21 protein-coding genes and 2 tRNA genes are annotated in these 22187 nt (G+C 50.5%); 11 read left to right on the top strand and 12 right to left on the bottom strand.

What is annotated here, in order from left to right:
* Nucleotides 1–215 precede the first annotated feature (215 nt).
* The 5 genes from WCK51_13460 to WCK51_13480 all read left to right on the top strand — a co-directional run bounded on the left by WCK51_13460 (nt 216) and on the right by WCK51_13480 (nt 9158).
* On the top strand, nt 216–1541 hold the full coding sequence (locus WCK51_13460) for a DUF2130 domain-containing protein (protein ID MEI7577896.1): 1326 nt from the start codon (nt 216–218) through the stop codon (nt 1539–1541).
* Complete coding sequence (locus WCK51_13465) at nt 1542–2501, top strand: 5'-nucleotidase (GenBank protein MEI7577897.1); 960 nt, start codon at nt 1542–1544, stop codon at nt 2499–2501. It abuts the gene before it with no gap.
* A gap of 1 nt (nt 2502) precedes the next feature.
* Nucleotides 2503–3138: a hypothetical protein gene (locus WCK51_13470; GenBank protein ID MEI7577898.1), complete on the top strand. Its 636-nt coding sequence runs from the start codon at nt 2503–2505 to the stop codon at nt 3136–3138.
* A 46-nt stretch (nt 3139–3184) separates the two neighbouring features.
* Entirely contained in the window at nt 3185–5311 is a 2127-nt protein-coding gene (locus WCK51_13475) for a site-specific DNA-methyltransferase (protein MEI7577899.1), read from the top strand.
* 457 nt (nt 5312–5768) lie between these two features.
* Nucleotides 5769–9158 carry a DEAD/DEAH box helicase family protein gene (locus tag WCK51_13480; GenBank protein MEI7577900.1) on the top strand — a complete coding sequence of 1130 codons (3390 nt, stop codon included), beginning with the start codon at nt 5769–5771 and terminating at the stop codon, nt 9156–9158.
* A gap of 165 nt (nt 9159–9323) precedes the next feature.
* Here WCK51_13480 and WCK51_13485 read toward each other — a convergent pair whose 3' ends face one another.
* From WCK51_13485 to WCK51_13495, 3 genes are all read right to left on the bottom strand, one after another.
* Nucleotides 9324–10295 (bottom strand): tyrosine-type recombinase/integrase, encoded by a 972-nt coding sequence (locus WCK51_13485; protein ID MEI7577901.1) that lies wholly within the window; start codon nt 10293–10295, stop codon nt 9324–9326.
* Between the two features lie 93 nt (nt 10296–10388).
* Nucleotides 10389–10463: transfer RNA gene (locus WCK51_13490), tRNA-Val, on the bottom strand.
* Nucleotides 10464–10516: 53 nt separating this feature from the next.
* A complete protein-coding gene (locus tag WCK51_13495) occupies nt 10517–10819 on the bottom strand; it encodes a zf-TFIIB domain-containing protein (GenBank protein MEI7577902.1) in 303 nt (100 codons plus the stop codon).
* A gap of 133 nt (nt 10820–10952) precedes the next feature.
* On the opposite strand from WCK51_13495, the gene WCK51_13500 reads away from it, so the two are divergent.
* From WCK51_13500 to WCK51_13510, 3 genes are all read left to right on the top strand, one after another.
* Nucleotides 10953–11486, top strand: a complete 534-nt coding sequence (locus tag WCK51_13500) for a hypothetical protein (GenBank protein ID MEI7577903.1) — start codon at nt 10953–10955, stop codon at nt 11484–11486.
* 74 nt (nt 11487–11560) lie between these two features.
* Complete coding sequence (locus tag WCK51_13505; GenBank protein ID MEI7577904.1) at nt 11561–12361, top strand: Nif3-like dinuclear metal center hexameric protein; 801 nt, start codon at nt 11561–11563, stop codon at nt 12359–12361.
* 56 nt (nt 12362–12417) lie between these two features.
* Nucleotides 12418–12906 (top strand): prepilin-type N-terminal cleavage/methylation domain-containing protein, encoded by a 489-nt coding sequence (locus tag WCK51_13510; GenBank protein MEI7577905.1) that lies wholly within the window; start codon nt 12418–12420, stop codon nt 12904–12906.
* Nucleotide 12907: 1 nt separating this feature from the next.
* Here the strand turns inward: WCK51_13510 and WCK51_13515 are convergent.
* Nucleotides 12908–12982 (bottom strand) — tRNA-Val (locus WCK51_13515).
* Between the two features lie 161 nt (nt 12983–13143).
* Between WCK51_13515 and WCK51_13520 the strand changes: the two genes are divergently transcribed.
* Both WCK51_13520 and WCK51_13525 read left to right on the top strand, forming a co-directional pair.
* Complete coding sequence (locus WCK51_13520) at nt 13144–14763, top strand: N-acetylmuramoyl-L-alanine amidase (protein MEI7577906.1); 1620 nt, start codon at nt 13144–13146, stop codon at nt 14761–14763.
* Nucleotides 14760–15275, top strand: a complete 516-nt coding sequence (locus WCK51_13525) for a hypothetical protein (protein ID MEI7577907.1) — start codon at nt 14760–14762, stop codon at nt 15273–15275. Before WCK51_13520 ends, WCK51_13525 begins: the two co-directional genes overlap by 4 nt.
* On the opposite strand, the gene WCK51_13530 is transcribed toward WCK51_13525, so the two are convergent.
* A complete protein-coding gene (locus WCK51_13530; protein ID MEI7577908.1) occupies nt 15250–15942 on the bottom strand; it encodes a M50 family metallopeptidase in 693 nt (230 codons plus the stop codon). The two genes, WCK51_13525 and WCK51_13530, sit on opposite strands and share 26 nt — an antisense overlap.
* Complete coding sequence (locus WCK51_13535; protein MEI7577909.1) at nt 15920–16492, bottom strand: phosphatase PAP2 family protein; 573 nt, start codon at nt 16490–16492, stop codon at nt 15920–15922. Before WCK51_13535 ends, WCK51_13530 begins: the two co-directional genes overlap by 23 nt.
* 98 nt (nt 16493–16590) lie before the next feature.
* On the opposite strand from WCK51_13535, the gene WCK51_13540 reads away from it, so the two are divergent.
* A complete protein-coding gene (locus tag WCK51_13540; GenBank protein MEI7577910.1) occupies nt 16591–16833 on the top strand; it encodes a hypothetical protein in 243 nt (80 codons plus the stop codon).
* Here WCK51_13540 and murB read toward each other — a convergent pair.
* The 6 genes from murB to WCK51_13570 form a co-directional block, all read right to left on the bottom strand.
* Nucleotides 16823–17776, bottom strand: a complete 954-nt coding sequence (gene murB, locus WCK51_13545; GenBank protein ID MEI7577911.1) for a UDP-N-acetylmuramate dehydrogenase — start codon at nt 17774–17776, stop codon at nt 16823–16825. The two genes, WCK51_13540 and murB, sit on opposite strands and share 11 nt — an antisense overlap.
* The gene (locus tag WCK51_13550) at nt 17773–18336 is read right to left on the bottom strand and encodes a hypothetical protein (GenBank protein MEI7577912.1); all 564 of its coding nucleotides are present in this window, start codon (nt 18334–18336) and stop codon (nt 17773–17775) included. Before WCK51_13550 ends, murB begins: the two co-directional genes overlap by 4 nt.
* Entirely contained in the window at nt 18333–19298 is a 966-nt protein-coding gene (locus WCK51_13555; protein ID MEI7577913.1) for a hypothetical protein, read from the bottom strand. Before WCK51_13555 ends, WCK51_13550 begins: the two co-directional genes overlap by 4 nt.
* A gap of 92 nt (nt 19299–19390) precedes the next feature.
* Nucleotides 19391–19987: an RdgB/HAM1 family non-canonical purine NTP pyrophosphatase gene (gene rdgB, locus WCK51_13560; protein ID MEI7577914.1), complete on the bottom strand. Its 597-nt coding sequence runs from the start codon at nt 19985–19987 to the stop codon at nt 19391–19393.
* On the bottom strand, nt 19984–20694 hold the full coding sequence (gene rph / locus WCK51_13565; protein ID MEI7577915.1) for a ribonuclease PH: 711 nt from the start codon (nt 20692–20694) through the stop codon (nt 19984–19986). The genes rdgB and rph overlap by 4 nt, the downstream gene beginning before the upstream one ends.
* Before the next feature lie 12 nt (nt 20695–20706).
* Nucleotides 20707–21861 (bottom strand): hypothetical protein, encoded by a 1155-nt coding sequence (locus tag WCK51_13570; protein MEI7577916.1) that lies wholly within the window; start codon nt 21859–21861, stop codon nt 20707–20709.
* Nucleotides 21862–22187: the final 326 nt, after the last annotated feature.

Raw genomic sequence — 22187 nt, forward strand, 5'->3', positions numbered from 1 at the left:
TAATGATTTGGCCCGCTCCCATACGGGTAACGGGCCGAAATCGAGTTTCATTTTTTCTCTGCGCTAACAGAGAACCCGACCAATCTGGCGAACCAATTTGACAGGCCTCCGTATTATGACGGTAGGTTTACAGAAATGTAAACCCTTTACTTACATGATATGGCAAGATTGCTTGCTTCAAATTGGTTCTGTCATCTACCTAGACCGAACTGATAATGAATACAACATCTAATTCAGCACTCGCCGTCATTGATACGGCCTCTACCGAACTCGTCGTCACCTGCCCAGCATGTGACCATGAATTTGAGATTGCGGGAAGCATTCTCTCCAAGCTTCAGCAAGAAGCAAAAGCCACCCTCCAAGCGTGGCAGTCGGACTTCCTTTCGAAGCACCGAGAACGCGAAAAGCAACTTTCCGAGAAAGAAGAGGCACTGAAGCAAAGTGCCGCAGAACAAGCGAAGCTCGTTGAACAGCAGGTTGCAGAGCAACTTGCCACACGGTTCAAGGCCGAATATCCAGACCTGATCAAAAAGGCCAAACAGGACGCCCAGCTAGAGGCAGAGAAGCAGGTGCAGTCGGTTCAGGCTGATCTTGATGCAAAGTCAGAACAGATCGCACAGCTTCAGGCCTCGCAAGCTGACCTTTTGAAAGAGAAGCGCGAACTCAAAGCAAAGCAGGATCAATTCGAGCTTGATAAGCAAATTGCAATCAGTAAAGCTATCCAAGAGGAGTCAGCGAACCTTCAAAAGTCGATCTCCGAGAAGTTTGACACGCAATTCCAGGTTCAAAAAGTCGAACTCGATAGAGCAAGAAAGACCATTGACGAACTCAACGAGAAACTTAAGGCAAAGCCATCTCAAGAACTCCAAGGTGAGGCCCTTGAATTGGATTTGGAAGCCAAGCTTGGTGAAGAGTTCCGAACGGATGAATTCACGCCGGTCAAAAAAGGCCAACGAGGAGCGGACATTCTTCAGGTTGTCAACAACCGACTGTCCCAACCTTGTGGTTCGATTCTCTGGGAGACAAAAAGGGCTCAGAACTGGGGTGGGGATTGGATTCAAAAACTCAAGCAAGATCAACGAGAAGAACGGGCAACCGTGGCAATCATCGTTTCACAAGTGACCCCTGCTGGAGTTGACACTTTTGACATGGTTGAGGGGGTGTGGATTGTAAAGCCGCAATACGCAGTTGCTCTTGCAATTGCAATTCGTGAAGGGATTCTCCAGACTTCGGAGGCACGAAAGGCCGCAGAAGGGATTGAATCAAAAGCGACTCTTGTTTACAGCTACCTGATGGGAGAAGATTTTAAGAGTCGTTTTGGGGCTATTGTCGAAACATTCGTGACAATGCAAAAGCAACTTATCAAAGAGAAGATTGCTGCTACCAAAGCCTTTAATCAGCGGGAGAAGCAACACGAAACGGTTTTGAAAGCTTGTTTTGGTGTGATCGGTGATCTTCAAGGCATCGCTGGGCAAGATCTCAAATCCCTCGAAGAAATCGAGTTAAAGGCGTTGCCCTCCGGCGACGAGGAGGAGAACTAAGTGGCGAAGTCGCTAGAAAACGTTCTTGTGGTTGCCATTTCTTCAAGAGCTTTGTTTGACTTCGAGGAGGAGAACAAAATCTTTGATGAGAGTTCTGGCGACCACTCCGAGCGAGAGGAGAGATATATGCAACTTCAAAAAGAGCGGTGGGAGATTCCTGCCGAACCTTCTGTTGGCTTCCAGCTTTGCCGAAAGCTACTCTCGATGAACGCTGACGGAACCAAACGTACTGAGGTCGTGGTCATTTCTCGAAATGACCCGATCAGTGGAGCAAGAGTTTTCCGAAGTGCTCAACATCACAATTTAGCCCTCACACGAGGTGCGTTTGTTCGTGGGGACGATCCCTTTTTGTATCTCGAACCATTTAAAGCCAAGTTGTTTCTTTCCGCAAAACCTGAAGACGTGAAAAAGGCCCTCGAAATGAATATCCCAGCCGCGACAGTGTTTCCAAGAGTCGTTGGTGACGATCCTCACCCAAACGAACTGCGGATTGCATTTGACGGCGATTCGGTGCTTTTCAGCGACCAAGCAGAGCGAGTCTATAAGGAGCAAAAGCTGGAGGCATTCATGACTCATGAAGTTCAGAACGCGTCCCTCCCCCTTCCCCCAGGCCCTCTGCAACCGTTTCTGAGCGCACTCCATTCTCTACAGAACTCACTACCCAAAGGATCAGGATGCCGAATCAAAACGGCTCTTGTAACAGCTCGTGGTGCTCCGGCACATGAAAGAGCACTAAAAACTCTGTTGCATTGGGGAATTCAGGTAGATCAGGCCCTCTTCCTTGATGGCCTAGAAAAGCGACCGTTCTTGGACGTTTTTCAGCCTGATTTCTTCTTTGACGATCAGCTCGCGCATATCAACCCTGCAATGGGAACTACACCATCGGGCCATGTGCCCTACGGGATTGCCAACGAAGCACCCGTTTCTGAGACGACCACTCAAGACAAGGAGAAAAATTAAAATGGCATTAGCACTCGCAGATAATCGACGGACTCCCTCAGCACTGGAGATTAGCCAGTTGCACGACAAACCAGCCGCTCAATGGGAGCGGAAAATTCGAGAACTAGAAGAAGAGAAGAAGTATCGAGTTTTGGAGTACCTCCCTATTCGGAAGGCGATCATCTCCGAACTGGAAACTCCAGGATCAGGAAAAGCCGTTTTGGTTGAAGAATTGGACGGGTACAACTCGGGATTCTCTACCGACTCCATGATTAAGACCATGAAGGACGGCTTTAATCTGTTCATGTCGAAGAACAGAAAGGTCTTCACCGGAATCTACAGCGAAAATGTTCGGAACTCAAATCCTTACCGGATTCGACTTGGTGGAGGAGAAGTCAAAGTAACACTTCACGCTGAAGTGGAGCACTCCAGGTACGGAAGAAAGAGACTCTTCATCTATTCCTCACAATACTCTCGGCCCGAGGTCAATGCACTTCAGGAGTTGCTTGGTATGGTTGCCGAACAAAGAGACAATGGTACAGCCGAAGACGTTCTTTGGCTTGATCTCAGAGCGGGCACCGTTTCAAAGCTAAAGTCGCGCTCTTCTGTTAGGGCGAATTTGGTTGATACGGTCAACCTTTACAACAAGCTCTTCTGAGGGCAGTTTGTAAGATTGAAATAAGGGTAAGAAGATTGAATCTAAGATGAGTGAACAGAAACCTTGGGGGCCGGAGAATCCTCATCCGTTGAGTCGGATGAAGACGGAGCTTGTTTGGGAAGGCAAGTACGACGAATATGGTCGGCGGCGGGAAATTCAACTTCCGAACTTTCCATTGGTGCTCCAGAAGGTTGAAACCATTGATGAACCCAGAGATAGAGAAAGGGCTGAACAGGGGAATCTTTTCGATGAAGGTGCGTTCACCAAATCTGCACACCGAGATGATTTTCGAAATCGACTCATCTGGGGTGACAACAAGCTTGGCCTGTCTGCCCTACTCAATGATTACCGAGGCAAAGCGAAATTGATATACATTGATCCTCCGTTCGATGTCGGATTGGATTTTGGCACCAGAGTAAGAATTGGTGACGGCTCAGACAGATTTGCAAAGGATCAATCGATTTTGGAAGACGTCGCTTACAGAGACACATGGGGGCAATTTGGGGAGGCGTACCCTAGCTTTTTGAGTGAACGGCTCTCCGTAGCCCGAGACTTATTGTCCGAAGACGGATTCATAGTGGTACATGTGGGTGATAAAGTTGGCCCAGTCGTTAGAGGAATTCTGGAGACCATATTTGGAGCAGAAAACTACCGATCCACCATTATTGTTAGGCGCGGTACAAAGAATGTCCAATCCCAATTTGAGAACATCTCAGCACTTTCAGTTGGGCACGACTATTTGTTTCTCTTCTCAAAGCGGAAGTCGTCAAAGCTCAAAAAACTGACTCTACCTGGAGAGGATGCAAAGCCTGGAAAGTGGGACACGTTTTGGCGCGGGACCGACAGACCCACCATGAGATATGAGTTGCTCGGTGTGAAACCTAATTCGGGCCAATGGAGGTGGAAAGAACAGCGGGCCCAGAAAGCAATCGACAACTACAGTGAGTTCCTCGACAGTGACGAGGAAAGCCTGGATGCCTACTATACACCTCGCTCCGATGAGGGTATCGAGCTAGATTTCCTTAGACTCAGCGACGACGGAGTTGTTCAATATTTTGTCCCTCCGCGTGACTACAAACTAGCCAGCACAAACTGGACCAGCCTTAGAACGGTTGGGAGTAGCACCGACTACGATACCGAAAAGCATGAAGAACTCTTGCATATTGTTGTAAGTTGGCTGACTGATGATTCTGACTTGGTTTTGGATTTCTTTTGTGGCTCTGGTACGACCTTGGCTGTTGCCGAAGAATTGAACAGAAAGTGGATTGGGATTGACCTCGGCAGATACGCAGTCCACACAACAAGAAAGCGACTCATCGGCGTTCAACGCGAGCTACACAAAGCGAATCTGCCATATCGTTCATTCGACGTTTACAATCTTGGACGCTACGAACGGCAATGGTGGCAAGCAGAGAGATTGAAAGGGGCGAATGAAGAGCATCGAGCCACTGTTCTGAAATTCTTCAGAGCAAACACGATTCAAAACCCGCCCAGTGGATTGATCCACGGAACGAAGGGAGGAGCTTACGTTCATATCGATAACATCGATAGTATTTTCACGATCAATGAGCTTCGAGAGGTGGCGAAATCGATAGCTTCGGTTGAGGGCCTGGAAGATTGGCAGAATCACGGCACAGTGCTAGGAAGCAGAAACAAGCCAAAGCTGATTGTGCTTGCCTGGGAGTTTGAGATGGACCTTCGACGAAGAGTTGAGGGGGTTGAAGCCGAAACTGGAGTCGAAATAACGCTCAAATACATTCCTCGTGAAATCATGGAGCCGAACAGGGATACCGTTCAGTTCTTCGATGCGGCGGCCCTCGATGCTGAAGTCTTGGTTTCCGAGGTTGACGGAAAGAAGCAAATTGATGTGAAACTCACCAACTTCTATCCAGCCCTTACCGAGGTGCCGGACCGGGAACTCAACGCACTGAAAGAGCGAGCAGTCAAATCCCCTTTTGATTTCATTGATTTCTGGGCGGTGGACTTTGACTACCAGGAGAACAAACCTTTTGAACACCACTGGCAGGACTACCGAACTCGCAAAGATCGCTCCCTAAAAGCGTTTTCCGATCTTGGTTGGGAATACGAGACCCCAGGGACCAAAAGAATCTGTGTGAAAGTAATCGACGTTTTCGGAATCGATACAACCAAGGTGATTGAGGTGAAGGTTTGATTATCCAAGGGTTCGATTTCGTTGACTTAGGAGAAATCGACTTTCTTAGAGACGAAACAGGGGAGATTCAACAACTGCACCCCCAACAGCTTTTCTCAAATCCGGATGGGCTTTCACTCCATCGGTATGGAGATTTGGAATACTGCAAGTTCTCCGTTCCGGGTTTGCCCAAAGGCCCTGGTGTCTATGCCTTTGCCACGAAAGAAGAAGTGCTCTACATCGGAAAAGCGTCAAAAATATCGAAAAGATTTATGCCGGGGTATCGGTCGATTTCACCGAGAATGTGCTTCACGAGAGGCCCTGAAACTACCTGTCGAATCAATGCGACCATACTAGCCGAAGCGTTAAAAGGGGTCCGACTACATGTCCATGTGTTTGAAACAGCAGAATATGGAAAGGTCGAAGAAGCTTTGCTGAAAGTTCTTACCCCTAAGTGGAATCGAGCAGGGGTGATTCGATGAGCAAAGGCTTCGCGGCCCTTGAACCGTTGTATGCTCCATGGGAAGAACCCAACAAACATCGCGTCAAAGGCGTTGGAATCGTCCCAGGCCGGCGAGCTTCAAGAACTGTTCTTGCCCCGTACATCCGAAGCCAGGTTTCAGACTGGAGACATTCAGGATATGAGGGAGCTTCTGAGACCACAAAAACCCTTCTGAATCATTGGTTTGAAACCGCCCATGAGGACGACTTCCGTTATCACTTCTGCCAACGAGAAGCAGTGGAAACGATTATTTGGCTTGCGGAAGTCAAACGCTATTTGATCCCTTCGGACTTGTTCAGCTCAATTCTTCCTGAAGAAGACAAACGTTATACAGCACTAACCAATATCAAACCAGAGGATGATTTGTGGGCTAGATATTGCTCAAAGCTCGCTACCGGAGCCGGGAAAACTAAGTGCATGAGCTTGGTTATGGCTTGGAGCTACTTCCATAGCCTTTACGAATCCAACTCCATCTTTCCTCGGCACTTCGTAGTTGTCGCACCAAACTTAATCGTTTTTGATCGGCTTAAAGACGACTTCGAATCAGCGAAGATTTTTTACTCCGATCCGATCCTTCCACCAGAGTTCAGAGACGACTTCAACGTTCAAGTCGTCATGCAAGACGACTCAGGAGCCGGAAGCTACCAGGGCACAATCTACCTAACGAACATTCACAGGCTGTTTCCCAAGAATTCCGACAATGAAAACAGTGTCGGAAACTCTAGTTTGCTCGGGCCAACGGTAAACAAGAACCAAGTTTTCAAGGTTGGCGAAGTCCTACGGAATCGAATATCAGCCCACCCTTCCGTGATGATCTTGAACGATGAGGCACATCATCTTCACGATCCAGAATCCGCTTGGAACGAGGCCATCGATGCGATCCATCATCAAAGCCTCACGAAAGGAAATCGAGGAGTTGTCCTTCAAGCAGACTTTACTGCGACACCCAAACACAACAACGGAGACCTTTTCCGGCATATCGTCAGTGACTTTCCACTGGGAGAGGCAGTTGACGCGGGAATTGTCAAAGTTCCGGTCATTGGACGATCCGAGGAAATCAAAGCGAATGACGCGGCAGGAGACGCATTCGAAAAGTACCGAACCCACTTGCTACTGGGCTATCAGCAGTATCAATACATGTGGGAAGAGTGGAGCAAGGTTCGAAAACCGATTCTCTTCGTAATGTGCGAGACGGCTCAAGCCGCGAACGAAATTGCAGCGAAGCTGAATAACGATGAGCGTTTCCCACTACTCAATGGAAAAGTGCTCAATCTTCACACTCGACTAGAGGGCAAGATTGTTACTCGAAATCCGGGAAAGAACGAGTGGAAAGAGTTCGTCTATTCGGAATCGAAGCTCAAAGACGATGATCTTAAAGAAATCCGCCGTTGGTCGGCTGATCTGGACAAGGCTGAATCGCCTTATCGATGCGTTGTCTCGGTGCTTATGCTCAGAGAAGGATGGGACGTTCGGAATGTCACTACAATTGTTCCTCTACGACCATATACAGCGAAATCGAACATCCTCGCGGAACAAACTCTAGGCCGTGGTCTTCGACGTATGGAACGGCCCGGCCCAGATGCCGCTTTCGAAAGGGTGACCGTTGTTGAGCATCCCTCAATGCTCGCACTTTACAATGAAGAACTTGAGCAAGAAGGGCTAGAGATAGGTGAAATCGATCTTGATGAGCGGAAACCCCAGACAGTTCCGATCTTTATTGATCCAAAGAAGGATGCTGAAAAGCTGGATATTGTGATTCCTCAGGTTTCAGATTCTATCGAGACAACCGTCACACTGAATGAAATCAAATTCGAGCAAATCGAGGCTCAGTTCAAAAAGATTTCTAGCGGAAAACTTCCCGTTGGTAAAGCAAAAGATGGGGCAATCAAATTTGAGGAGCGAACCCTTTTCACCGATGAGGTAGTTAAGAGTTATGAGATTGACCGAGGACTACTTGCCCAAGGTTACACGGCTGTTTCGGTTTTCGTGAAAGTTCTTGAAAGGGCCTGTCGGCTCCAAGGTTCTCACGCAACACTCTCACCGCTGGTTCAAAGATTCATCGAAGAAACGCTCTTTGATCGAAAGGTAAATCTGTATCAGGGAGAGGTTGATCATCGTCTAGGAGACATCGATGTCAGAGAGCACATCGAAGCCACATTTGCACCACTGATCAAGAGTCAAACAAACAAAGAAACTAAGCGTAAAAAGCAGAGTTCAGGATTTGCCCTTTCATCATGGAGAGCCTTTCAAGCAACTCAAAGTCAAAAACGTCCCTGCGATGAAGCGGAGAAAACAATCTTCAATCTGGTGGCCTGCTCGAACTACTTTGAAGCAGAGTTTGCGGCCTTCTGTGACGACTGCCTTGATGTAGTCGCATTTGCCAAAAATACTGGCCCCCAGAAGCTGGCAATCGATTACCTCTCGATGAATGGTCGGCCCTCGCTCTATTGGCCTGATTTCTTTGTGAAGTCGGCGGCGGGAATCAACTACCTTGTTGAAACCAAGGGTCAAGAGGATACTTCTGTTGCATTGAAAGCGAAGGCCGCTATCGAATGGTGTAAGGCCGCAACACATGGGGACCAAAAGTGGGAATACGCATTCATTCCCCAATATCTGTTTGATCAGAACACTGAGCCTTCATTAGAAGGGCTTCTACGGGCATGTGAACCGAAGAAGAAGGCTCTTCTGGAATCCTTAAAATCAGCCCAACTGGTGCTTCCGCTAGAGGCAACTTCAGGCGAAATTCGAGCACAAAAATCTTCAGAATTTTTGGGTGCAACCGATGTTTCGATCCTGCCGGACTCTATTCTTCAACTTGTCAATCACAGTATCGTTCTCCTCGATTACGACAAGAGAATGCAGAGTCCAAGATACGGAGCTTGCTTCCAGACACTTTTAGAGGCTCTCGAAAACTTGTGTGGAGCTTCGCTCATTTCGCTTGCAACTCCGTTCATCCCGCAGAACATGGCAGAACACAAGACTTTCTTTGAGCCTTACTATGCTGGTTCAAACGAGGCTATTCTTCGGGATCAAGGGAGAAAGCTTCGAAGAAACGTGGTTGACCGGGGGCGGTCAAACCTACTCGGCAATTTCCTGTTCATGCTTGGCTTCTCTCGTCAATCCAAATTCGATTCCGTCTCTGGAATCGCCTTGTGGGATTCAGTTAGGTTAGCTTTTGGAAAGCCCGAGTTTGACGGCTTGTACGATCAACTCTCCACATGCAACAACTTCAGAAACAAATACATCGCGCATGGCGATACACCATTGACTGACCCCAAGGTCGCTGAAGAAAATTTGCACATGTGGATAGAGTGCATCATAAGGCTGTTCGAAGTCACAAAATCCCTTGGCCTCAAAACACCCTAGTTCCTTGAACTCTCAAGTGTCACTATTCAGACACCACTGTGTGAACTTGGGTAACCAGGGGCTACCGGGTGATCTTAAGCCTTGGTCAAGTAATTCGACAAAGGATATTCACTCTGCCTAAGCGGAGTGAATATCACCCGGTAGCCAACTGTTTCACCTTAAAAGCTATCGTTTCAAGGCTTGAACAGGGCTGAATTGACGGTGCTGGTTCTGAATGTCGGCTTGGGCAAGGCTAACGTACCTGTTAGTCATGGCTAGATCGGTATGACCCAACATTTCCTTCAGGGTGAAAACGCTCCCCCCGGCTCGAAGAAACATCACGGCGAACGTATGCCTCAGAGTATGAGGGGAACAACGAACGGCCTCGATCTTAGCCGATTCTCCGAGTCTTTCCAAGATTTGACGAACTCCATAGCGAGTAAATCTTTCCCCACGTTTCGATTCGAAAAGAGGTGATGCCTGTTCAAGTTCTCTTTCTCGCAAGTATCGCCATAGGACTCTTCCAGTTTCCCGGCTGAAATAGATCGCCCGATGTTTGTTTCCCTTCCCTCGAACAATGGCCTTTCTATTCACGATGTCAATATCTGAATAATCCAGTTCGCAAAGCTCACTGACTCGAACTCCAGTATCGAGCATGAAAAGAACAAGGGCTTCATCTCTCCTAGGATGCTGAGTTTGCTTCGAAACCTTCAACAACTTTTGAACCTGTTCAGCCGAGAATGGTTGAATCTGGTCAGCCCGATGAACTGGAGGCTTCAAATTCTGCATCGGTGACTCTGAAATGTATCCTTCAGCTACCAGGAATCGAAAGAAGGTTCGAAGAATGCCATACACGTCTTTAACCGTTCGAGCATTCACCGGAGCTTTCAAACTCGAATTTCCCCAGCGGCCCTCTTCATCCTTGTGTCCGTTCGCAACGTAGCCAAGAAAGGCCCGAATTTCGAACGTTCCGCATGACTGTAAACCTTCGGTTTCGAGCCACCAAGCTAACTTATCTAAGAAGTGACGACGGAGCGAAAGTGTGTTTGGACTGAGCTGACGGTATTCCCCGTCAAGTATCCATCCTTTAGCGAATCGGCGAAGATCATTGATTCCAATTGTGGAACCAGAATTGAGTGAACGAAGTGCTGTCTGCAAGTTTCTAGGTCTCGTTTTGGTGGTCGATGGAAGACCAAAACTGAGAACGAAGTGCTGAATTTGCACCTAGAAAGCTCTTGCTAACTTCAGGACTGGTGGGCGGTGCGGGACTTGAACCCACGACCCCTTCGGTGTGAACGAAGTGCTCTACCACTGAGCTAACCGCCCCAAGGTGAGGGAGTATACCGCGAGGTTTACGTTAGAGGCATTTGGTGAAGCCGTCAATCGAAATCGAAAATATCACCTAGGAAGCTACGTCTCTTCTTCTTCCCGTTGTAGCGATAGTCGTAGTCGTCATGATCGTTTCTTCGGTGAGCTTGTTGGGGAGATACTTGTTGGTGGGGGTGCTGCGGGTACACAGGTTGTTGATAAGCAGGGAGCGGCTGCAGGGAGAGCTGAATCATCTTTTCGAGCTCACCTCGGTCCAAGAAAACCCCGTGGCACCGTTGGCAGTAGTCAATATGGATGCCTTGTCGTTCAACGATCATCATAACTTCGGTGCACTTCGGGCAAAGGATGCTCATAGTTCGGTTTCTACGAACTGGTATTCGACGAGGTTGCCTATTTCGGCTTTTGGCAAAATGAGATCGATAATGCTCTGCAAAAGCTGATAGTTTCAGGGGCTATGCAGTCTGATCAAAGCGGAACAATGCAGTGATGAGCTTGATCGCCGCACTAGTCATTGGCGCTCCGTCCACGTTGACTAAGACAAAGCTGAATGGGATTCTCTTTGGAAAGTCGATAGTGTTTGATCACGTCCAGATTCTTAAGCTCTCCCACAGAGCTTCCGTAAAGAGTGGAAGCAAGAAGGATGAAGCAGAAGTCTATGTTTTCACGTTTCAGCAAGGTGCCGATCTGCTGTACGACAACGGGATCAAGTTTCACGTCAACTTGAACCCTGGATCAAAACTTGAGAACACTATGATCAATCAGCAGTCCCTTAAGTTCGGCACACCGGAGTACAGCAAGATGGTTCACGGCCACACAACTGGCCCGTCATGTGGTCGAGGTGCTCTCGCAGTGTTTATCGATGCCAATGGCAAAATCGAGTCTGCGAGTGACCGAATCAAATTCAAATTCTTCTGTAAGGCACTGGGAAACGGAGAATACAAAGCCTCGATTTTTGGCTACGCTGCTGAGCACAAAGCCGGAGTTCAGGGCAACTTCAGGTTCAAGCTTGAGAAAGCTTAGCCCAGCCCGTAACTAGTCCGGCCGGGGTCGCGGCGACTTGCTCACTTGAAGCTCCAACGAGCTAAGCTAGGAGGATGACTGCTAGGCAGCTTTCTGATGCGCTCCACACGCTTTGGCCGCACTGCGATCCGAACAAGACTGTTGACCGAGTGATTGCAGGTGACTCAAATCAAGAAATCAATGGAGTCGCCGTCTGCTGGATGCCCTACTCGGCGACTTTAAGGCAGGCGGCGGCGATGGGAGTCAACACAGTTGTGACCCACGAACCGACCTTTTACGATCATTGGGAGCTCAAAAAGGAGGTTTCACACGCTCGATATGAGTCGGCCAAACGCGAGAAGGAAGCCCTGATTGAAGCGCTCGGGCTGACCGTCATTCGATGCCACGATGTCTGGGACGCGATTCAGGAGATAGGTGTGCCATTTGAATGGGGAAGGTTTCTAGGACTCAGCGACTTGGTCAAGTCGGAGCAGTACGTGAACCTGTATCGTATCGAACAGCAAACCGCGATTACCTTCACCCAGTATTTCGCCTCACGCACGGCGGTTGCGGGGCAAGCTACGGTCGAATTCTACGGAGACCCCGAACGGCTCATTGAGACGGTTGGGATTGGGACGGGCTGCTACAGCGACGCGATGCGCCTCTATGATCTTGGAGCGGACCTTGCCGTCTCTGTTGATGATATCGCCCGCGCCTGGATCATCGGTGAGTACTGCCACGACACGGGTAGTCCAATGATTGTAGTGAACCATGGAGTCAGCGAAGATTGCGCCATGGTTTCGCTCCGCGATAAGATTCAGGAGTTGTTACCGAACTTGCGAGTATGCCGAATCGAACAAGGTTGCAGCTACCGCGAGATTTCGGCTAAGATCTGATTCAATCTGAGTTCAAAGAGCCTCCCAACCGATCTTAAGCATTGGAGGTACCGCGAATGAAGAAGTCAGAACGCTTGTTAGGCTTTACGCTTGTCGAACTCCTCATTGTGATCATCCTTGTCGCAGTTCTTGCGGCAATCGCAATCCCTCGATTCTCCGACTCCGTCCTCCGGTCAAAGGAGTCAAGTCTTTCGGCCAACCTCGCTCTCATCCGCCTAGCAGCGGACAGAGCCGAAGCAGACACAGGGCTGACGTTCCCGGTCTCTGCTCTGGACGACCAAGCATCTCCCACCAACGGTTGGGAGAGGGGGGCCATGAATACAGATTGGGCTCAGAAGTCAGTGCCAGCCGGAACTTGGAAAGGTCCTTATTTGACACAAATACCAACGAATCCTTTCACTAACAACAACACGTACACCGGAGGAATCACCAATTCGCCTAGTTCAGCATGGACTCACTACTCAAAGCAGTCTTTTAATCGCAGCTACATCTACTTCCCTTCCACTAAAATAGGATCCGACGGGAAGCCATATCGAGAATGGTAAGTGGTGGGCGGTGAGGGATTCGAACCCCCAACCCTCTCGGTGTAAACGAGACGCTCTACCGTTGAGCTAACCGCCCTTATGGCACCTGCTATTGAACTTTGAGATACCCTCCGAGCGTATATACTTGGAGTGCCTCCCCTTTCGGGTGGAAGCAATGAAGATACCCGAAGGAATGCCGATAATGATTACGGGAGGTTGTAGAATTTGATACAAACGCTGTACAATGGCGGTTCCAGGATGAAAAATGTGCTCACTGCCCTGGCGCTATGGATGGCGCTGTGTGCCGGAGCTTTCGCCCAAGTGCGGAATGCAACGGTGACCTATACCTATCTGGGGGTCCAGCTTCGTGGGTACCGAGTCGGAGACGAGTTTATGATTCCGCTAGATCGGATCATCGAACTAGGTTGGTCCGCAAACTCAAGCTCCGTCGGCTCCAAAATCGTTGCCGAGGGCAAAACCTATCAAGTGCCAACTCGGCAAGTCGATGGCCACGCCTGTATCGCGCTCCGTGAACTTGTCCAAAAAATGGACGGACTCTCCTCATGGATCCCAGGCGGATATGATGCGCTCGAAGTCGTTAGCGCTGTAACTTCGGTTTCCGTGCGAAATGGGTCATTGGCCATCACCGCCGCTCTCAAGGTGAAACCGACTGTTTCGCTGATGGGTTCAAACGACCCGAAAGTTGTGATCGATTTGGAAGGTGCTCGACTTGCACCTGGTACTCAACTCGAACTAGATTCCTGCGCAAAGGTGAGTCAGTATCGGCCTAACAACGTACGGATTGTGCTGAACCTTCCGTTCACGCCAGTCCTGCCCCAGAAGCAACTGGCCAATTCCCACAGTTTCAACCTTGACTTTAACCCGCCTGAGAGGCTAATTCAGAATCCTCCGAAGACTGAGCCCCCAAAGGTCAATCCAACCAAACCGGATCCTGCTCCACCAGTTGCCGACACTGGTGAAGTTTCGATCGCGAAGCGAAACGAGGACGAGATTGCGACGGAGTTGTTCGTCACAGTCCCAAAACCAGATTGGAAGGGCATTGCCACGGTTCGTCGCCCAGCAAGGGATACGGTAGAGATCGCAATTCCCACGATTCAAGCCAAGCTCTCAGCGATTGATAAAGATCTCAGCAAACACATTCGCTCCGTGCAGCTTCGGCAGGACACAGGTCTGACCATTTTGTCCTTCAAACTGAGCGGGCGCATGGGAGCTGTCCTCGAACCGTCTTCAGAAGGCTTTAAACTCACCATTGTCCACCCGACGGGCAACGGAAGCCTGAAGGGCAAAGTAGTCGTCATCGATGCAGGACATGGCGGGAAATTCCCTGGAACCGGCAACGGCGCCTACACTGAAAAGGTTTTGAGTCTAGCGACAGCAAAGGCAGTGCAAAAGGCACTGGAAGCAGAGGGAGCTCAGGTCATCATGACTAGGGACTCCGACAAAAACTTCCGAGAAAGCCTTGCTGATGACTTGGTCTATCGAGCAGATGTAGCGAATCGCAACAACGCCGATTTATTCCTATCGTTCCACTACGATGATGCAGGCGCAACTCCACCAAGCGGTACTAAGTCGATCTACCATGGTGGACGAGACACCGACAAATACCTTGCCGAGTGCATTCAGGAGTTCATCAAGTCGGAGGGTCCACTCCCAGATCTCGGAGCGATCAATGATCGTAAATTTGCCAGGGACAGTGGCTTTTCTGTTCTGCGCAACGCGAAGATGCCCGCCATTCTCATGGAGTGCGCTTTCGTCAGAAATCCAAACGACCGAAAAGTGATTCTGACTGACCAATTCCGCGACGGTATTGCAAAGTGCGTCGTCAAAGGACTTAAACTATTCTTCGGACAAAAATGAAAACGTCTCGCCGCAGCTTCCCTTGGACAATCATCGCAACCGCTGCCGTGGCTGGTGCTAGCTTTGTCGGAATTGCCAGCTATGTTAACGGCAACCGAACTAAGCCACTTGTGTCGGATGAAGCTCCAATCTCGGTTACAGATGTTACGCCGGCAACATCGGCAGGATCAACTGGAGGAAAAGGCCAAAAGAATGAGAACGGTTCGGAGCATCGCGATCTGGTTTCCTCCGACCATGTCACCACTGGAGATTTGAATCGCGCAGTAAAAGGCAAAGGACTTGATAACGCACGGGTCATTGGCCTAGACGTTGAAAATGGAACAGCGGTAGTGGACATGAACTCAGCAATCATTGATAGCCTTGGGTCGACTGGAGAAGCGGAGCTTATAGAATCCCTAAGGACTGCACTCTCGAAGGATAAGCGCGTTAAGAATTTCCAGATTCGAGTCGATGGAGAAATTCAAAAGACCCTTGGTCACACTGACCTCAGCTCGCCCGTTTCTGTCCGCTAGCTCGGTTTAGGCCGATGACGGCCATAACAACTCCGTAAATGCCTAATAGCGTCCAAAGGAGTGCCCAACCGGCAGCGGGAACCCCGGTTTCCCTAGCGAGCATGGCTGCATCCGTGTTTTCCGCTCGCGCTCCAGTGAGCAATAACAAGTCGCGCAACGACTTGAATCCATTGATGCACTGCTGAACTCCTAGGAACTGGGCTACGAGAAGAATTTCACTCGATTGAAGCCTTGCTGCCAGAACAAGGAGGAACACTCCCCAGAAGATGCCGATTGGCCATCCTACGACATCTCCCCGAACCCAAGCAACATTGACCAGCAGAGTCACGACTCCAAGAATCTGACACCACTTTCGGGCACTCTTTTCGTTGACGGACGACCTGACCATGAATGCCCCGAACAGCGAAGCCCCGATGTAGCCGGCCGAATAGATGAGGGGTACGAACCCCCCATAGGTCATGGTCACCCCTTCCGAGTTGCGGAAGACAAGAATCCTATCGACACTACCTCCGGTCAGGACTGCCGCTAATGCGTGAAACATCTCGTGCAAATGTGTGTTGAGGTAATCAAACGGAAGAAGAATCCCCCTAACAATCGGTATGAACGGGAGAATGATAGACGCAGCTACCGCGATCAGGAATGCGTTAGTTGCCGGATTTCGGTTCATTGATTTCCCTCTTCGCCGCTCGGCGCTTTCCGAAATAGTCGTAGAGCGTACAGATGAGTACGGCTGCAAACGCACCGCAGATCCAGCCGAGAACAACTTGGTAGGGATAATGCACTCCGTTGTAGATCCGGCTAAAGGAAACCAAGATTGCGAGAATCAGCCAAGGAATTCCGCCCCAACGCAGCGCGATCAGCATACAGATGGCAACCGCGAGCATGTTGGCACTATGCGCGCTCGCTGTGCCCGCCGAGTCAGATCTGCCAATTCTGAGGATAAGTTCATCGAGAGCGGGATCGTTACAGGGCCGAGGAAGCGGGATCGTCTTTTTAAGGATATTTGTCAACAAATCGGCGATCGGCCACGCTAGCAAAGCGCACACGGCACCCTTTCGTGTGTCTTTTCCCGCGGCAATCATTGCCCCGAGGCACACCAGCAAAATCAAGCGAACCCACCATTCCTGAAGACTCTCGCTGAAGAAGCGCATGGAACCTTCTAGGCCGGATGACCATCTATTGATCCAGTGGAACACCGCGTGATCAACTTGCTGCACGCGCTTAGTGTACTTTGAAGGTGGCGATGAATTGGCTCGCAACTTGGCTATCCAGGAAGACCTGGTTTTTGACCATCCACTGGATGCGGAGACCGTGGATGCGTCGTCTCCACATGGCTCCGCTGCGGTGGATGCCTGCATCACGTCATCCTGGATTCCTCGAAAGCTATCGCACGCAAAACCGCTTTGCTCGCAAGATTGGGTTGCCTCTGCTAAAGGCAACATACTTGTTTTTACTTGCCATGTTCGCGCTACAAATCACCTACTTGGTGGCAATCAAGATGTTTGACAGCGGCTGGCTGACGCCGCCTCAGTTGGAAGAGCGGCGCATTACGGAATGATTGGCGCAAAGCTCGACCAGTCTCCGATGTACATCACTTCTTCTTCGAGTTCGACTCCGAACTTTGATTGAACTTGAGCCTTGGCGTAGTGCGCCAAAGAGCGCAGCTCTGTAGCGTTAGCCCCGGCCACGTTGAGTAGGAAGTTAGCGTGCTTCTTCCCGATCATCGCGCCGCCAATACGGAACCCCTTCAATCCGCACTGCTCGATCAAGAAGCCTGCTGGGACGACGCTGTTCTTGCGCATTCCTTCGGTCAATCCGTCAATGTCATTTGCTAGCTTGGAGTCGATTACGTTCTTAAAGAAACTCCCGGCGCTGGCACTCGGCGGCTGCTTGCCGATCCGCTGCCGCTGATATTCACGGGCCTCGTCATAAGATTTTTTGGCGTCCCCCTTCGGTAAACGGAAGCGAGTTCGCGCGATGAGCGCGGAACGAGGATTTTCGCATCGAAGCACTGAGTCTCGGTACTTGAACTCCATCCAGCTCGGATCAACCCACTCGGCCTTTCCATCTTGGACGATTTCTAGGGCAATCAGAAATTCACTGATGTTGCTGCGATAAGCACCCGCGTTGCTGACGAGGGCGCCACCGACCGTTCCAGGAATTCCGACTGCAAACTCTAATCCGACCAAGCCTGATTGGGTCGTTTTCAGCCAAAGATCTTGAAAGGCTGCGCCCGAGTCTGCGATTACCTCATCTCCTTGAATCGTGATCTCGCGAGTCTGATTCAGAAGTATGAGCCCGTTAACACCTTGGTCTGATGCCAAGAAGTTAGATCCCCACCCCAAGGGCGTCACTTTGATCCCTTCCTTCTGAAATGCGGACGCGGTTTCAATCAATTGCGCAGAACTTCTCGCCTGGGCAAAATACTCCGCTTCTCCTCCCGCTTTGAGAGTGGTAAGCCGCTTCAGAGATACCCTACGTTGGACCGCTTCCCAGTTCAAGTTGATCCTCCGACGCGGCTAAGCGGTTGCTTGGGCTGAGAGATGCTTGGATCTATCAGATAGAGCGGCACGAGTGTTTCTGGTGCGATTCGTTCGACTTGATTCAGTAACGAAACAAATCTCTCCGCGTGGGGAAAAACAGGATTCTCGACCAAAGGCCCGAACCCGACGAAACCGACGTCAGGAAGGGACTCGCTCCTCGCAACCTCGCCTCCCGGCGGACGGATGAACCACTCACCTCGCTTGCTCGGAAACACGACGGTTTGGTCGAGTGAGATCAGATCAAACGCCGAGGCACCACCGCAGTACGCACCCGCTGACCATGCCAATGTCTTAGCCATCGTGACTCCAACCCGTGTCCCGGTGAACGATCCAGGACCAAGATCTGCGAGAAAGAGGGTCCCCGCCAGGACATCAAAACCTGAATCGGCGAGAAGTTCTAAGCACGCGTTGGAAGCCTCTTGCCGAGACTCTCGCTCACCGGAGAACAGTAAAGTCCCTTCCACATCGAACACTCCGACCGATACGATAGGGCTACTTGTCGAGAATGCGAAAATCACTTCTTCTCGTCAAGGCGAATCGCGTTGATGAACGCGGTAAGTGCTTTTTCCTCAGCCTTGAAAACCGACTTGTTCGTTTGGACATAAGAAGCGAAGATATACTGCGGATTGAGCTGGGCGATGAGGACATCACATGTCATTAAATCTCCACCCTTTTGAGATATCCCGTAACGCCATACGTACTGTCGCTGTTGCATGTCCTTCCGCACCGGCACAAGGCGGTCAACACGGTTAACCGCTCCCTTAAAAAGCTTAGCGGTCGCGGCTGGCTTTTCTGAAAACGTCTTCGTAATCGGCGTGATCTTCTGTGAGTAGCAGTCAATGATCACCGACTGGCTCAAGCCAGGGACGCTTATAGTGGCAGAACTCTCACCTAGCTTGGCGGCGCTACAGCCTTTCGGTAGTCGAAGCACATAGTTGGACCCGCTAATCATGATGGGGTGCTGAATCGGGGTCGGAATGATCGAGCCTGGAAACTGCTCAGAGATTTCAACTTTTCGCTCTGTGGGAACCGCCGGACGAGCTGCTTCCTTAACCGCAGTCTCCTTCATCGTACTCAGCACCCTCGTTAGCTGAGGCTCAACAGATGCAAAAACATCGCTTGGAGATGAGAGCAGTAGAACCATTTTGCTCTTCGTCTTACGGAAGAACACTCCCCTGATCGTCGTCTCGTTCTCTTTTTTGCTTTTCGTAAAAATGAATGGGGAGCCAAGAGCTTCAACTGTCCATTGCCGCTCTACGGTAGAGCCTGACCGAGTGAGGATGTCCTTCTGAGCGGCCAAAAATCCTTCTGTATCCGTGGACTCATCGATGACGTACCCAAGGTCGAGCTTGCCGACAACTTTGCTGTCCTGGATCGGCACCCGTGCCGAGATTGCTAAGTTAGAATCTTTGGGGTTGAGCTTCCAAATCTTTGGAATTTCTAGAACCAGCCCTGCCGGCTTGATCTCAACCTTCCGCATTGGTTCAGTCTGTGCGGAGAGCGCGAATGCGAGGAGCGGAAGCAAGTTCATAGAGGTCTCTAAGGATTATGGACGCCTGAGTGCCCTGTTAGTTATCCCAGGCTGGCGATCTCATCGCCGACGGCCCGCAAAACTTTGCCTCTATGGCTGATTTCGTGCTTCTGCTCTGCCGTCAGGTCGGCCATTGTGCAGTTATGATCTGGAAGAAAGAAGATCGGGTCATATCCGAAACCGCCACCGCCGCTAGGTTGATCAGCGATGACTCCTTCGCACGTCGCTTCGAACACCTTGGCCGCGTAGCCCGGTCCGATGAGAGCAACATTGCAACGAAACCGGGCTGCTCTCGATGGCGCACGTTGAATTTTGTCGAGAATGAGAGACATCTTCTGAGCGAAAGGCAGCCCCTCACCTCCGAAGCGTTTGCTGTAAAGCCCCGGCGCACCGTCCAGAGCATCGATTTCGAGTCCGGCATCGTCGGCCACACACCATTCACCAGTGAAGGCAAACGCTGATTCAGCCTTGATCCGCGCGTTTTCGTTGTAAGTCGTTCCTATCTCTTCGGGTTCCGGCGCCCCATCGTAGTCAGCCAAAGTCGCAATTTCCATTTGTGGAAAGCGCTTCGATAGAATCGTGACCATCTCTCCCGCCTTCTTGCGGTTGTGGGTGGCAATAACAAGTTTGCTGATCATAACCCGAGGACTTCACGCTGAGCGGCGAAAAGCTCATCGCATCCACCTTTGGCAAGCTTGAGCATCCGACCGAGTTCGTCTGCTGCGAATGGTTCTGCTTCGGCGGTGCCCTGAACCTCGACAAACTTCCCTGCCCCGGTCATGACGACGTTCATGTCGGTCTCGGCAACAGAGTCCTCGTCGTAGTTCAAATCGAGCACCTCGGTTCCACGGTAAATTCCCACCGAAATCGCCGCGATCTGGTCCTTGAGTACATCCTTCTTCAGAAGACGTTTCCCTTTCAGGTGTTCAAGGGCATCATACAACGCAATGTAAGCTGCCGTGATGGACGCACATCGAGTTCCGCCATCGGCACGGATAGCATCACAGTCAATTGTAATTGTTCTCTCGCCAAGGCTTTCAAGATCCACTACGGCCCGAAGTGCGCGTCCGATCAGCCGTTGAATCTCCATCGACCGACCATTCGGCTTCACCAAGTCGCGATTATTCCGTTGCCTTCCCGAACGAGGGAGCATGGAGTACTCAGCCGTCACCCATCCTTGTCCTTTGCCTTTTAGAAACGGAGGTACACGTTCCTCTACCGTCGCGGTCACCAACATGTGAGTATCGCCTAACTTGAGCAGGCAGGACCCCTCGGCGAACTTTGCAAAGCCTCGCTCAAAGGTGTAAGGGCGTAGTTGGTCCGGCTGGCGTCCGTCAGGTCTCATTCAGCAAAGAGGCTACCCTTTTGCCAGGTCGCATCGAATGAGTTTGTAAGTTGCATCTTCGAACAGAACCTCGTCGGTGGTCTTCAAGAGAGCGGATGTCGAGCGGTGGTCAATGACGAAAACGTAGACTCGGTTTATGCCGAATGGGGCGAGTTTCTCCGAGATATGGGCTCTCCACTGATCGAACCCTCTCTGCTGAGATTCGATCCTTCCCTCTTTGTCATTAGACAAAATCGGTAGTGCCGCCTGAAGACCATTCTTGACCACCACCGGCTGCTGCGTGGGATAGGAAAATATCCCCTGCACATGCATTGGGCGCTCGGGAACAGCGACGAACTGAAGCATGTTGTAATTCGGATACCAAGTGTCGCGATGCGTGGCTTGACCAAAGTTCAGTCCGAGAACCGTAACGACCGAGTTTGCCGGAATCGCAGCCAAGATTGAGCGAACCCTGCTTGCTTCCGCGTCAGTCCGAATCATCGCCGCAGCAACCGTACCCAAATGTGTGATGGTTACCGCAGCGGAAATCCACACGACCGCACGTGAAAACCGTTGAGTTGCGTTAAACCCTGACAAAGCCACCAGGAACGTAAACAAGATCGCCGGAATGCGAGCGTCAAAATTACCTCCAATACTCAATCCCATCGGGCAGATCAAGAACAGAACAAGGATTGCGACCAAGACCTTACCGCTGTCCGGCGTGAGCCGGAAGCTCTTGGCGCAGATCAAACCCAATAGGAGAAGAAAAAATGCTCCCGAAGAAAGCTTCCAAAAGGGCCCAAACACGAACGTAGCGAAGAAGAACTTGACCTTGTCGGCAGGAGACGACCAAATGATTCGAGATTCCTCTGTAGAGGATGGACTCAGTTTGTAAAGCGCGACATACGCCAAAAAAACGAGCAGAAGTGCGATTGTTTCGGCGGCTTTCGGTTTGGTCCCTGACCTAAACTGGAACCAAACCAATGTCAAGTAGGCAAAGATCATCCATGCGAAGAAATGACAGAAGAACAGCGCCGTGGACCAAGCAATGAGTCGAAGCCACCACTTTACGTCCCTCGGCTTAAGTGTCGACATCAAGGCCCAAGGCAGCAGGCTTAGAGCCAACGCAAAATTAACGAACCCGAGCAAGTAGGAGTAGCTGAGGGCCGTCATCGGCAAGAGGAGCACTAGTGGAGAACAAATACTTCCGTGCAACGACCGATGCAACCGGAGAAAACCGAAGCAGTGAAGCAGAACGATTGATCCGAGTACGACACGAAAAGCAATTCCCGGTTCGATGACCCTCCCTAGAATGAACATGATGGCATCCACGCCAACATTCGGAAGCAGCCTAAAATTTGTTTGATAAACGGAGTCAAAGAATGGAGAATGGAAGTCTCTCGTCATCACGTAATAGCGAGCGAGGTGATTCGGAGCATCTAGGAAACCGGGATTCCTAACCAGGCAAACCAAACAGACCGCGATTCCCGTAAGGGCAAAGAACAACCGTTCTA

The sequence above is a fragment of the Armatimonadota bacterium genome, from assembly GCA_037138755.1.
Classification (GTDB): Bacteria; Armatimonadota; Fimbriimonadia; order Fimbriimonadales; family Fimbriimonadaceae; genus Fimbriimonas.